This window comes from Candidatus Avelusimicrobium luingense (genome assembly GCF_902757105.1).
GTDB classification, from domain to species: domain Bacteria; phylum Elusimicrobiota; class Elusimicrobia; order Elusimicrobiales; family Elusimicrobiaceae; genus Avelusimicrobium; species Avelusimicrobium luingense.
In genome coordinates this window covers 26,735-39,117 of record NZ_CACVTK010000005.1, presented here as the reverse complement: position 1 = coordinate 39,117, position 12,383 = coordinate 26,735, and the positions used below count along the sequence as shown (strand labels likewise).

At 45.4% G+C, this 12,383-nt stretch carries 13 protein-coding genes; 2 read left to right on the top strand and 11 right to left on the bottom strand.

Features of this window, described 5'->3' with window-relative positions; translation table 11 throughout:
• Positions 1-50 precede the first annotated feature (50 nt).
• The 7 genes from ACQY3H_RS05280 to ACQY3H_RS05250 form a co-directional block, all read right to left on the bottom strand.
• The gene (locus ACQY3H_RS05280; RefSeq protein ID WP_428075533.1) at positions 51-2,660 is read right to left on the bottom strand and encodes a hypothetical protein; all 2,610 of its coding nucleotides are present in this window, start codon (positions 2,658-2,660) and stop codon (positions 51-53) included.
• Between the two features lie 2 nt (positions 2,661-2,662).
• Positions 2,663-3,244: a hypothetical protein gene (locus tag ACQY3H_RS05275; RefSeq protein WP_428075532.1), complete on the bottom strand. Its 582-nt coding sequence runs from the start codon at positions 3,242-3,244 to the stop codon at positions 2,663-2,665.
• Positions 3,245-3,765: 521 nt separating this feature from the next.
• The gene (locus ACQY3H_RS05270; protein ID WP_428075531.1) at positions 3,766-4,152 is read right to left on the bottom strand and encodes a Bbp16 family capsid cement protein; all 387 of its coding nucleotides are present in this window, start codon (positions 4,150-4,152) and stop codon (positions 3,766-3,768) included.
• A 9-nt stretch (positions 4,153-4,161) separates the two neighbouring features.
• Complete coding sequence (locus tag ACQY3H_RS05265) at positions 4,162-5,139, bottom strand: major capsid protein (protein WP_428075530.1); 978 nt, start codon at positions 5,137-5,139, stop codon at positions 4,162-4,164.
• A gap of 12 nt (positions 5,140-5,151) precedes the next feature.
• On the bottom strand, positions 5,152-5,739 hold the full coding sequence (locus ACQY3H_RS05260; protein WP_428075529.1) for a hypothetical protein: 588 nt from the start codon (positions 5,737-5,739) through the stop codon (positions 5,152-5,154).
• Entirely contained in the window at positions 5,732-6,040 is a 309-nt protein-coding gene (locus tag ACQY3H_RS05255; RefSeq protein ID WP_428075528.1) for a hypothetical protein, read from the bottom strand. Before ACQY3H_RS05255 ends, ACQY3H_RS05260 begins: the two co-directional genes overlap by 8 nt.
• Positions 6,041-6,244: 204 nt before the next feature.
• Positions 6,245-7,837: a portal protein gene (locus tag ACQY3H_RS05250; protein WP_428075527.1), complete on the bottom strand. Its 1,593-nt coding sequence runs from the start codon at positions 7,835-7,837 to the stop codon at positions 6,245-6,247.
• Positions 7,838-7,901: 64 nt separating this feature from the next.
• Here ACQY3H_RS05250 and ACQY3H_RS05245 point away from each other — a divergent pair, with 64 nt between their 5' ends.
• Entirely contained in the window at positions 7,902-8,084 is a 183-nt protein-coding gene (locus tag ACQY3H_RS05245) for a hypothetical protein (RefSeq protein ID WP_428075525.1), read from the top strand.
• 182 nt (positions 8,085-8,266) lie between these two features.
• Here ACQY3H_RS05245 and ACQY3H_RS05240 read toward each other — a convergent pair whose 3' ends face one another.
• The 4 genes from ACQY3H_RS05240 to ACQY3H_RS05225 all read right to left on the bottom strand — a co-directional run bounded on the left by ACQY3H_RS05240 (position 8,267) and on the right by ACQY3H_RS05225 (position 11,053).
• Entirely contained in the window at positions 8,267-8,827 is a 561-nt protein-coding gene (locus ACQY3H_RS05240) for a type IV pilin protein (protein WP_428075524.1), read from the bottom strand.
• Between the two features lie 78 nt (positions 8,828-8,905).
• Positions 8,906-10,216 carry a terminase large subunit domain-containing protein gene (locus ACQY3H_RS05235; protein ID WP_428075523.1) on the bottom strand — a complete coding sequence of 437 codons (1,311 nt, stop codon included), beginning with the start codon at positions 10,214-10,216 and terminating at the stop codon, positions 8,906-8,908.
• Positions 10,213-10,644 (bottom strand): hypothetical protein, encoded by a 432-nt coding sequence (locus ACQY3H_RS05230; RefSeq protein WP_428075522.1) that lies wholly within the window; start codon positions 10,642-10,644, stop codon positions 10,213-10,215. The genes ACQY3H_RS05235 and ACQY3H_RS05230 overlap by 4 nt, the downstream gene beginning before the upstream one ends.
• 124 nt (positions 10,645-10,768) lie before the next feature.
• Positions 10,769-11,053, bottom strand: coding sequence for a hypothetical protein (locus ACQY3H_RS05225; protein WP_428075521.1), 285 nt, complete (start codon positions 11,051-11,053; stop codon positions 10,769-10,771).
• 461 nt (positions 11,054-11,514) lie between these two features.
• Between ACQY3H_RS05225 and ACQY3H_RS05220 the strand changes: the two genes are divergently transcribed.
• Positions 11,515-12,186, top strand: a complete 672-nt coding sequence (locus ACQY3H_RS05220) for a helix-turn-helix transcriptional regulator (RefSeq protein WP_428075520.1) — start codon at positions 11,515-11,517, stop codon at positions 12,184-12,186.
• Positions 12,187-12,383 lie beyond the last annotated feature (197 nt).

The window sequence follows — 12,383 nt, the reverse complement described above, 5'->3', positions numbered from 1 at the left end:
TTCAGTCGGGCTTGCGTGTAATAAGCGCAAGCCCGTTTTTATGGGTTGGCTTATGCGATACGGCAAAGTATGGCTAGTAACGTAACGGGCAACGGTTCATCTTGAGTAAAAATTACCGACGGCCCCAACGTATGCATACCGGAAAGCGGCAATACATAATTTTCCGTCCTCAGAGCCAACGGCGTATTGTACGGCTCACCGGTACGTTGAATAATTTCTTCGCCTGTTTCTCCGTCTATAGCAATTTTTCCACCCCGGCTATCGGCCAGTTGTAATGTAACCGAAACCACCCGTTTCTTTTGATCGGCAGAGATACCGTTGGCAAGTGCAAATACCACCGGTAACGTTTGCAATTTGGCTTGATAAGCAAGCCCCACATGCGCACAATTCACAGCACGAGGCAATTGGATTTTACCGTTAGTTACGGTCATTTCTTCCAGCGGATTTCCGTCGGCAAGCACACGAACTTTCATCCCTTCCAAATGGGACAGGCCATCCACTTCATTAAAAGTAACATCTGATTTTTTAGATACGCTTGCATCTAAAAAAATCTGGTCTTGCGGTGCTTTGCTGACCATACGCGGCAATAATTTTTCTATCAAATACTTCCCATTACGCTCTACGGCAAACCATACCTCATCATAACCACGGTTGGGAATTACGCATACACTGCGAAATGCACCCTGGGTTTGATGATGTGTCCACGCACAGACATTTTGTTCGGCTACATAAGTAAGCGCCGCCACCATACCGTCGGATAGCACACACCAGACCACATTATCCGGTTCTTGCTGATGAGCAATTTCCACAATCGTTTTATTGTGAAATAAGTGTTTGGCACACAGCGTTAAATCTTCTCCGGTATAGGCAGCCGAATTATAATCGTAATAGAAATCGCGTACGGCCCCGCCGCGTGCTTGCACATATAAGGCCCGGTTTCCCACCATTACCCCAGCGGCCCGGCTGGAGCCGCGCTCGCTTTGTTGCTCCAGTTGGATATTATACGGAGTCAGCGCACCCGACGAAGAAATCGTCCACTCGCTTCCGGCAGTAAAAACCAACAATCGCCTGGCGGCACACACACTGTGAATCGCATTTAATTTTTTCCCCGACAAATTAATACTGATACCATCGCTATCCACTAAAGCCCCGCGAGCATGCCCAAAATCTTCATGATGGCCTGTTTTAGAAAACCAAAGGGTTTGCGGTTCATGCGAAGTTCCGGCCAAGCCCAAACGGTTTTGATAGAAAAACACACATGACGGATAGCCGTTTTTTTCACTAAATGAGCCTTCTGCCCAATCGGTGGTCCAATCGGCAGAACCGTAAGGACGTTCCAGCGTTACGGCTACTTTACGGGCCGTAGCAAATTCACTAATCACTACTACCCCCTCTTGGCGGAAAGTTACCGACGACATTTCAAACCCCGCTTGTCCGGTAATACCTTGTGCCCGTACGCGTATATAATAAATATGCCCCGTATCTTCTAAAGTACCGAATTTAACTAAATTACCTTCTTCATTAACACGTTGCAAATATTGAACGGCTTGCCAGGTGATTCCCAAATCTTCCGATTTTTCCACCACCAGCGTCCCCGTCCATGTACCGGAAGTCTGTACCCGCCAATCGCCGGCAGATTTGATAATAGCCGAAGTATCTTCATAGCCGAGGGCTCCGGTTTGTTTTTGGGCTTCTATGGTATGTGTCAGGCTGTATTTGCCGCCCACATCCAATGGAGAAAATGCATCAAAATTGCTCTCCAATATATAAGTTGTCTCACCGGTAGAGACGCTTCCGCCGTCGTTAATACCGCCGGAAAGGGCCTGCTCAATCACAATACTGGGCTCGTGGACGAAACTATCGCGATACGTCAAACGTAATACGGCCCCGTTCCAATCTCCGCCGGTGGCTTGGGGAGAAGTAATCTTAATCACACCGCCTAAATTTTGTGCCGTCAGGCCATACGCATTATAACGGGCATTAAAATCGCCCACTAATTGGGCCATATCTAACCCATAACCATGCGCTACCGAAAAGAGTTCATTTTGAAAATATCCATACACAAAATACCTACTATCCACCACCGGAGAAAAAGATAATGAGGCCGACACCCCTTCTACTTCCACCGTTTGCTCCGTAGCCACGATACGCATTTTATGGGTTTCGTCGGTATTAGACGGCTGAAACGGCCCAAATGTAATGGGTTGCTGATTCAAAGAAAAACGTCCGTTATCCACGCGGGTAAGGACATAAGGCGGATAATTGGGATGCGCCAAAAACAATTTTTGTCCGTATTGGGTATATGAAAGAGTTTGTAAATCAAGTGCCGAGAACGGCGAAACGATTTCGTAAGGTTCGGCACGATCGTTAAGAACCTGTCCTGCCGATGTAAAAACGCGAATATACTTCTCCCCGAATTCTAACACATACGATTCGTTTTCCCCAACGACAAAAGGAATCAGACGGCACGGTTTTTGTGTATATTTGGCCGTTCCCATGTAAGCCGTACCGGGCCGGTTAGAGGCCCCGCCTTGCGGATGGACGTAAAAATTACAAGCATTTTTAAGCCAAGTTTGATAAGCCGCACTATCTACACGCGCATGCAAAGACGGGCTGACTTCTCCGCCGGCAAAAGAAGGTTGTATATGACGGGTAAACATAATTAACGCACCTCACTAAAAGCATCTTTTTCGTTTCGGATGGTAAACGATTCGGAGGAATTAGTCCTACGTGCTTCCTGTAAACTGATCGTATATTTTTGCAAGAGTTGCGCTGCCAGTTGCGTATCTGCCGTTAAAGATACCGCCAAATCACAAGCTAGGGCTAATGAAAAACTTTTGATAAACGCCGCATCAAACAGGTTTTCATCCGTAATACGGCGGGTAAACTCCCCATAAGCCTTGTCTGATGGCGTTACCACCACCCGGCTATGTAAATCGGTCCGGAAAAACTCCTCAAAGGGCAAGCGGGTATTGCCTTGATCAAAAACACGGCGCATAAACAAGCACTCTGCCGGATATTTATACACAAACCGCCCCTGATTATCGGCTTCTTGTTCCAGCAACGTTAGGGGCTCTTGTGCCGCAGCAAATGCCCAATTATGGGTGCGTAAGACTTCATCTCGCACCGGAGCATAAAACAAATTTAAGCGGCGGGCTTTTTCATTTTCCTGCTCTAAAGACAAAATCGGGGATTGCCCCAACTGTGCCAAGGCTAAATTACAAATATGTATTTTTGTTATCATTTTTATACTCCATTTTAATTTTATTTATTATTTAATATATTTTTTATTATTTACTATAAAAAAAATTTTAATGCTGAATTTATTTTTACTTATTTTTTAAGCATTTTTATTTTTAATGTTATTTTTGCGATTACAAAATAAGATAAAAAAAGATACAAAACATTTTTAATTTAAACCGACAAAAAGTTTCAAAAACTAATTCTTTTAGGTTATTTTTTTAGATTTCTTTAAAATCCCCTTAAGAAAATCAAAAACCAAGAAAATGTTTCATTATCTCCCCTTTCCGGGGCATTTTACACAGAGAAATCCCTAATTTTGCCCCTATTTTGAGCAAATTGGCCCCTTGGCGGATTTTTTCAGGACTTTCCCCTATCCAAATATCCCTAAAAAGGCTTTTTGGGAGGCGGGCGGAACAGAAAAACCGCCCGTCCCTATCCCTTTTTCGGTTGGCCCCGGGAGTTACCAATCGGGGTCTTTTGATCACCGCCAAGTTATGGAGCATGGCGGCAAGAAGGCACCGTTTAGTGCATATCTACCGCATCGGTCAAGAAGAACGAAATCTTGCCAGCGGTAGCGGCATCACCTGTTACGGTATATTTGGCGCGCAAGTAGCGTTTGACGCCCACCGGAACGGCTACCGCCATCAGTTGTTTGTCGGCCGTTAAGGCAGCCGCCAAGAACGAACCGGATGCTAATTCCACCGCATTAGAGAATTCCGCATTGTCTGCAGTTTCCAACGCAATTTTCAAACTGGTCAACGTAGCGAAATTTACATCCACGCGGCAGACGGCAAACATCCCGCCGGGGACAAAATTCCCGGCACTTTTCAAGTCCACGATATTCGTGGAAGCCGCCGTAGTGGTAACGGCTTGTTTATCGGATAATACGCTATTTTGATCTAACAACATAATCTCCTCCTAGGCCACGATGGCTTCCGTGTCGGTAATCGCATCACAGATGTGTACCGGGATTTCGTTAAACGTCATAAGTGGACGAGCCGTTAATTGGTCCGGCGTGTATTGGACGTTGGTGCGGCTGCTGGCCAGTTTGCGAAGTGCCGCTTTGACGGTACGGTTCATATACCACACCGGTTTGCCCATAGAAAGGCTTTGGATACGTTCTTCCAAATCGCACATTTTATCAATCAAGTCAGACGGAACATTGGTTGTATCAATGTTGCAGATACGTCCGGCGAAACGCCAATCTTGCACGGCAAGACCGAGTTTCCACTCAAAATATTCCTTGTAGGCAGGATATTCGTTTCCGTTAGCATCCACGTGATTGACAAGTCCATGATCTACCCGTTGGATACCGGCTTTAGATCCTTTCGGGAAGAAAGTAAACACCTTATCGGTATCCCAAACGACCAAATAAATAGACGAGTTTTTATCGGCAGTGCTACTCCCCCCGTCAATAACGTTGCGGGAACTTTCCGCACCGGAGAGTTCACAATAACGCGCGGCAAGACCGGTAAAGCGTTCGGGGTTTTTGCCTACGTTACCGTAAATCAAGTTAGCCGCCATGGTGTTAGACATTCCGGCGATAATTGCGCGGGATTGCCCGGTACGTACGGCTTCTACATGACCGCCTTTTTCGGCTACCAATTTATCCACTACGGAATAAGCCGACAACGTGCCATAACTTTCTACAACAACTTTCGTGGTGGCTTTGGCCGGTTCAATACCTTGATACGCACGACGCCAAGTTCCTTCCGGGATACCGGTGCGAACAGCATATTCATGTCCGCTGTCAAGCGAACTTTCACAGACAAGTGCGTCGCCGATAATATCGTTAGATTGGCTAAGCACTTCCGCAATCGCCAACTCTTGGCCCGACGGGTCAAATTGTTTGGCGTAATCAACTAGACTATATTGTTTATCAGCAATAATTGCCATTTTATATCTCCTTTAATTTCGTTTTCCGTACAACGCTTCAGCGAAGGTTTTATCTTGCGGAGCAGACGGCATACCGCCTGCCGAAATATCTTCGCTAATGGTGCGTCCGATCCCGCTGAGCGTACGGATCACAACGGGATGATTTCCCAGCCCCGTTTCTTCCAAAAGCTCGCGCAAGTCCGGGCCGCCGAACGTATTGGCAGCGCGCAAAGCAAACGCAATTTCTTGGTCTAATTTTTCCCCATACATAGCGCGTGTTTGTTGTGCCCAAGCGGTAACTTGTTCGCGTTTTTTATCTTGTGTCTGTTGCGTATAATGTTGCACGCAATTCTTCTCAAATGCGAGCCATTTTTCCACTTGTTCTGACGACAAATTTAATTCGTGCGCCAATTGCTTAAACACTTCGTAATCCGCCGCTTGAAACGGCGTATTTTCACGGGAAGGAACAATAGACGGGTCCGGTGTATCCGGCATCTGCTCGGTAGTCCGGTCGGCACTGGCAGTGCTGTCAGTTTCGCCCGGAGTTTGCGCGTTTTGCGCCGTAGCAGACGAGTTTGTTAAATCGGTATTTTCAAGCGCAGTAGGTGTAGTTTCAGACATTAGTTAACTCCTGTGTTAAGCGGTTAATTTCGTTTTGTTCCGAAGTAACTTCGGAAAGATATTCCCCCCGCATTTGCAGGTATGCAGAAGGAGAAGCGTCCTCAATTTCGCGCAACAAAAAAAGCCCGATACTTTGTTGCCCGCAATGAAACGCTGTGGCCGCATTGTCGCCGGGCACAAAAGAATGTTGGTGCACGCGTGCGGCTTGCAAGATACGCCACAATAAGCGGCGACCCTGTACCGTTTTTAGAACGGTTTGCAAATCAGCAGTATTTCGTTTTTTAAGTTGTTTTTCGTTCATAAGAGAATAGAGGAGCCGACCTGCCCGGACAAGTCCGGCTCCGACGGTACATAAACAGCGTTCGCTAATTTTAGACGCCTGTTTTAGACCGTTTCCGATGTGATAAGCCAACGGAAAAATAAGTTCGCGGGACGTTTATTTTTCCGCACCGCACCGGGCCGTAACGCTTATAAGGACGCGCCCGCGTGCGGATTTTTATTCCCTTTAGTTTTCCGCAAACTGAGAGGACGCGGACGTCATTTTATTTTCATCCGCCGCTTGCGGGGAAACCGGTTGATTTTCCGGCTCCCCCGCCGGGGTTGTGTTTTCTTGGGCGCTTTTTAACAGTGCAGGTGCAACGCCGAGTGCTTTTAACCCTTCTTCCAGCGCACATTCGTAATCTACGCGCTTTAGAATTTCGGGTTGGGCGGCCGCAACGCTCGCGGCGTAATTTAACCCTTGCACTAAGGACGACAACCCCGCTGCCTTCTGTGCTTGTGCAATCATAGATACATATTCCACTTTAATCGGCATACCTTGTATGCTTTGCGGCGGTGTAGGAAGCAATCCTTGCCGCACAAGCAAATTAAATGCACGGTCAATAAGCGGGTCTAACAGTTCGTTTTTAAGCCGCTCCAACACCGGGCCTAACACCAGCATTTTTTCTTGATGACGCTCGGCCACTTCGGTAGCAGTCATACCCGTGTAATTTTGCGCAGAAAGCGCAAGAAAGACATCTGCAAAAAACTGCGAACGGATCGTGGCACGCACCGACTCAATAGCGGCATCCAATGAGTTCAAGTCGGGTTGCACTTGATACGCCGGACGTACCGCCCCATCCCCCGTACCGTTGTAGCGGGTTACTCCGCCCGGAAGCAAATTAACTTCACCTTGCACATTGGCGGAAACCATCACGGGCGGATTGGTACTTTTATCTAAAGCAACCAGTTTTGTTTTCTGCATTTTTTGCAGCATTTTAACATCACCCAAACACTTCCACCCCGGGCCTTTACCATAAACGTCGGAAGCATTTTTCACTTCCCAACGGGCGGCAATTACCGGAAATTCTTTGTATCCGCCCCGACGCAAAATATGACCGTCTTCCAAGAAATAGACGCTGGTAAATGCCATGTGGTGATGATCGCGCAAGAGCGGCGAATGGTGGGTGTTAGGTGTAATTAAATGAAATACTTTGTAGTATTTAGCACTTTGTTGTTCGGCGGGGAGTGCGCAGATTTGTGCCGGTACATTTTCAGCCCCGAACTTTTCAATTAGTTGCTCGGCCGTTAAAAAGAACTCGCGTCCAAAGCGATTCGTGCGACCTTTTTCATCCGTTCCCAAGCAATACTCGCCAATCGTAAACGGACGGCAATAAATGCCTTTATCTTTATCTTCTTCTACCAAAAATGCCGCCGTACCAAAAACCGCAATTTCTTCGTAGAATCCGTGCAAGACACCGTAAACGTTGCTTTTGGCAAACACTTCTTCCAACCGTTTTTTGACGTCAAATATCCACTCGCGTGCGCCGGGCAAATCCATCATTTCTTCGGGAGCAAGGGACAAATCAAACCAACTTCTTGACGGACTTGTTAACCCGGACATCATCCCCGCACACAAGACTTCTACCGAAAGACACGGTGCAGAGTCCAGTAGCATTTTATGGTCAATGCGGCGCCCTTGATTAGGCAATTGCCCGTCAAAGAAACCGCGGGTAGGCGCAAGATACGCCCCCAATTCTTTCCAAACGGGCAACCACGAAGATTGCTCGTTTTTGAGTGCGTCATATTGACGCTTGTAATCGGTATGTAACTTTTTCATAATCAGTAAAAGGAAAGCAGAAGTGAAGAAAATTTACTACTATGTAGAAAACAGGAGGAAAATTATGGCAGGATTAATTGTGATTTTTATTTTTGCGGTACTGATGGCAGTACCGGGGTTCTATATTATCACACGCAAAGTGTTTCCGAAGAACAGCAAACGCTCGGCGGTGTGGACGACGTTAATTTTAACGGCACTATTTATAGCGGGGTTAGCCTTACTGCTACTTGGAAATTGGCCCGAATAGAAAACGAGCCGATAAGTTTGATACACAACCGCCTGAAAATAGGCGGTTTTTTTACGCAAAAAACAGACAACTTATTACAACAAAATCAATTTAGCGGGAAAATAAAGGAAGTACTACTAAGATTTTATAATTATAGCATAAATTATAATCATTTGTCAAGTAGGTCCTTTGTAAAACTGATTTTAGTAGATATAATCATACGCACTGTTGGGCGCGGAACGGTTGGTTTCTTGCTTACAAATTTGATGTACAAGATTAGTTCCGCTCATAGCCTTGCAGACTTGTTTTCCGGCGAATGTATTGTCGGGAGAAACTGATAATTCATGAGCAAAACCGATATTAGGAAAATCCGTACTTTGTCCATTGTATTTACCCGGAACGCCCAACGTACAAACCACCCGATCATCAGTATCTAATCCAATAATAAAATTACACCAGCCCCAATCAAAAAAATAGATTCTATTTTTTCCGGATTGTATGTCTTGTACTTTCAAAGGCGTTTTGGAAAAATCAATATCCAAGTCGTCAATACTTAGCGTATAACTACCGTTGGCCATGTAATATCGTTCTTGGGCATCGGCTAATGAACGGGTCATGTCTTTAAGAGTAGCAAACCGGCTTTTCAGCACGGCTTTTTGATATTGCGGAAGTGCTACGGCAGCCAAAATACCGATAATAAGAACGACGACCAATAATTCAATGAGTGTAAATCCGTCTAAACAATCTGATTTAATATTTTTCATAATGAGTCCCCCTGGTTTGATTCTATCAAATTTAACAAAAAAACATGTCAAACTTTCATCGTACAGAGGATGCTACGTTCAAATAACTTCGTACTCACTTTTGGCGAATTCGTTTGTGCGTTGTGCCGCTCCCGCACACACAGGCGCCGCAAAAGTAAGAGCGAGAGCATCTGCTAAATCGGGGCTTTTTCCGGTACGCGCTTTTAATTTTTCTTTCGGCTCCAAACGAAGTCGCCCCGCCGCATCATAATCGTAGGCGGTTTGACACAAATCGGCTTTCAGTTCCGCTACGTCGGGCAATGCGCCTACCGATTTTATCCACGCCGCCATTTCCCCCCACATTTCCGCACGTTTGTTGGCATATTGTCCGGCTTTAATCGGCACCCCGCCAAACGGCACTTCCGTTACCGAAAAACCCAACTGCCGCAAACGATCAATAACCCCGCCGCCACAACCCGCATCTATAAAAACTCCGTCGGGACGGAAGGACTCTATTTCGCGCGCCACATAAGACGCTAATGTCATATTATCTACCTGCGTCAGCACGATCGGTGCAAAGGCCTGCACTCCCTGACGACGAAAAATAACACTTCTATCGTCACCGAAACGAGCCGGATCAACCCCTAAAATTTTCGGAGAAAACCGCAACTCGCTAGGCGCATAATGCCGCTGCATGGCTGCCAACACCGCATCAATGGGAATTAAAATATTTTCCGCACTTGCCGTAAAATCGCACAGATATTCCTGACGGAAAATGGTAGCAGGCGTTTCTTGCTTAATACGCTCAAGTTCCGCCGGAGAAATAACGCCCGATTCGTCGGCCCTAAATACACCGCTCCACCAAACGGTAGGGTGGGTTTGGGCTAATTTTTGGGCTTGATTAAAAAGTTCGTAAAACGCATTTTGCCCTTTAGGTGTTCCCATAAAAACCACCCATCCGTCACGCGATAATAACATAGGCCGGATAATTTCCGCAAACAACCCGGGCTTAATTTGGGCATATTCATCTAGCACAACACCGTCGGCATACGTACCGCGCAAAGCATCGGGGTTATCCGCACCGCCTACCCATAACCGCGCGCCGTTAGGGAGTTTAATGCACAGTTCGGTTTCATTAATCGTAATATCCGGTAAAGGCGCGCAGTATCGTTTAAGATAATCCCATGCAATCAATTTGGCTTGTTTCAAAAAAGGAGCTATATAAAAATAGCGGGCATGCGCACGTGAATTTTGCAGTGCTTTTTTTAACAAATGATTGACGGCGCAAACCGTTTTGCCCAGTTGCCGGTGAGTAACAAGCACGCAAAAACGGTGGGTCTCCAACGCGGCGTGAATTTTGGCTTGTACCGGGCGGGGTTTATAGGGAATTGTAATGTGATTTTGTTTCATTCGTTTTCCCAACTCACAGTAATAGGTGTATGAATTGCGGCCGTTTCTTTACCGTCTTGCCAACCGAGCAGATTTTTTGCAGTAAATACGGCAAACGAGGCAGAATAATTACCGCGCAAACTATTTTGAATAAGAATATTACTTTGTAAATCACGCGCTTTTTGAGCCGCTTCATGAAAAGCGGGGTGAGCATTTTCCCAATTAGTTAGTACTTCGCACGTCGTGCCCAATTGTTTGGCAAAGGCAGCAAAAGTGGGCAGTTCGGCAGCAGTTTCCACCAGAGCGACGGAGCCGTCTCGCTTTTGCACTTCTGTAACACGAAAAGCCGGAACATCAAAAAAGGCAAGTAATCGCTCACAAAATTCCGGTTTATAACGAAGAAGTGTAGGTTTGTTTGCAACATCAGCAGTTGTTCTTTTACGGGACATAAATTTTCTCCCATACAAAATCACCCGACGAACGGGCCCTGAAAATACCGGAAATAAAAAAGGAAATAAAAAGGAAGATAAAAAAATACAAAGCGAAGTAAGTTGCTTTGTAATGATAAATATATTATAGCATAAATTTTGATATTTTGTCAAATTTATTTAACATCGGCAAAAGCCAACCATTTTTAATGCCACCAAACGGCCAATCGGCGATAGCAGCCAAATCATCCTGTTCTCTTTGATTCTGCGCGACACACGTATTGTATAAGAAAATACTGACATATAAATAAGGTTCCAAACTGGTGCTATACAATTTTCCATACGCACTATTAACTTGTACTTTCAAAAAGGCAGCACGCGCAAAAATAAAATTTTCCAAATACAGTTTTTTTGCATATCTTTCAGACATTCATCCCCCCGCGCGCGATAAAAATACGGTCCGCGCGACAAATGCAACACTAAAAAAAGGGTTAATTTAAGAGTATATTTTTCGGCAACAGATTCAGTTTTTTACGTCTGGGAAGCAAAGTTAACCCGCGCTTCCGAAGCACTTTTTAATATAGGCCGGCCGGCACCGGATGTTAACTTTGCTAACCCAACCAACTTTTTATTTGCTACAATTAAACCACATAGTTCAGGGCAGAATTATGCAGTTGCGCACAACAGAGCACACCCGCCGCTGGGAGCGGCGCAGTCGCATGTGAGTCCGACCTCTCCGTTTGAGATTTCCTACAAGACAGGAACTTTCAAATGCGCTGGCAAGATGAAAAACAAGAAGTTGGCCCGTTTTTCATATTGTTAGTATAGTAAGTATTGTTAGCATTTGTCAAGCAATTTTTTATAAATGCTTCAATATATTTTTTACCGACGATGAATAACTTTGAAAAACAACTGGAAAAATGGAATAATGGCATTTTACGCGGGGCACAAGCTAAGTTAGCAAAGTGCCTACAAGTCACTACGGCTACCGTAGCCCTTTGGACTACCGGCAAACGCCGCCCTTCTAAAGGATATATTGCCAAAATGGCCCAACTATTTAACTCAACTATTGCCGATGTGCAACGATTATTTATGACGCCAAATCATACTTCCGTGTCTTTTACCGCCACGACACAAACCGGGGTATTATGTGATTCACCGGGTCCGGATATATACACAGTAGAGCCTTACACAACCCTTTTAACACCGACAGAAAAAACGGTATCTTTGCCTGTTTTTACCAAAGTACCCACCTCTTATCCGCTTTTTCGGCATACGCAAGTACGGGCGTGGTGGACAATACCGCAATCAGAGGCTAAAAAAGCCCGGTTTTTATTTGTATTGCCAAGCGATACGGATCGGGAACGGTTATTATTTATTCAGCCTTGCAATTCATGGAAAGCAGGTAAGTATATGCTTGGAATGGGTGTAAAAGAATATTTATTATTCCGTGTCAAAAGAACAACAAATGGTTTGATTTTGGAAACAGAAGACGGGGATAAATTTCCGGCACAACATTTTTCGCCTATTGGCGTAGTAACCCGGCAAATTTGCCAATTATAAATTTTCCCTTGATTTTCGCCGAAATATCATTATACTATCTATACCTGAAGATAGTTGCAGAAAAATTCTTTTGGTCGGCCGATGGGCATGGCTTATCGGTCTGAAAAGGAGAAACTGTTATGTAACGTAATCTAGGCAGGCGCGAAGAGCGTAGTTTAGGTTGCGGGCGTAGCAGAAAATAAGAGTTCTTTGTTTAG

What these genes read in the sequence shown, in the direction of transcription:
- ACQY3H_RS05255 (WP_428075528.1), bottom strand. Translation starts at nt 6,040, where the DNA reads ATGAACGAAAAACAACTTAAAAAACGAAATACTGCTGATTTGCAAACC.
- ACQY3H_RS05220 (WP_428075520.1), top strand. Translation starts at nt 11,515, where the DNA reads ATGAATAACTTTGAAAAACAACTGGAAAAATGGAATAATGGCATTTTA.
- ACQY3H_RS05250 (WP_428075527.1), bottom strand. Translation starts at nt 7,837, where the DNA reads ATGAAAAAGTTACATACCGATTACAAGCGTCAATATGACGCACTCAAA.
- ACQY3H_RS05265 (WP_428075530.1), bottom strand. Translation starts at nt 5,139, where the DNA reads ATGGCAATTATTGCTGATAAACAATATAGTCTAGTTGATTACGCCAAA.
- ACQY3H_RS05235 (WP_428075523.1), bottom strand. Translation starts at nt 10,216, where the DNA reads ATGAAACAAAATCACATTACAATTCCCTATAAACCCCGCCCGGTACAA.
- ACQY3H_RS05225 (WP_428075521.1), bottom strand. Translation starts at nt 11,053, where the DNA reads ATGTCTGAAAGATATGCAAAAAAACTGTATTTGGAAAATTTTATTTTT.
- ACQY3H_RS05245 (WP_428075525.1), top strand. Translation starts at nt 7,902, where the DNA reads ATGGCAGGATTAATTGTGATTTTTATTTTTGCGGTACTGATGGCAGTA.
- ACQY3H_RS05270 (WP_428075531.1), bottom strand. Translation starts at nt 4,152, where the DNA reads ATGTTGTTAGATCAAAATAGCGTATTATCCGATAAACAAGCCGTTACC.
- ACQY3H_RS05275 (WP_428075532.1), bottom strand. Translation starts at nt 3,244, where the DNA reads ATGATAACAAAAATACATATTTGTAATTTAGCCTTGGCACAGTTGGGG.
- ACQY3H_RS05260 (WP_428075529.1), bottom strand. Translation starts at nt 5,739, where the DNA reads ATGTCTGAAACTACACCTACTGCGCTTGAAAATACCGATTTAACAAAC.
- ACQY3H_RS05230 (WP_428075522.1), bottom strand. Translation starts at nt 10,644, where the DNA reads ATGTCCCGTAAAAGAACAACTGCTGATGTTGCAAACAAACCTACACTT.
- ACQY3H_RS05280 (WP_428075533.1), bottom strand. Translation starts at nt 2,660, where the DNA reads ATGTTTACCCGTCATATACAACCTTCTTTTGCCGGCGGAGAAGTCAGC.
- ACQY3H_RS05240 (WP_428075524.1), bottom strand. Translation starts at nt 8,827, where the DNA reads ATGAAAAATATTAAATCAGATTGTTTAGACGGATTTACACTCATTGAA.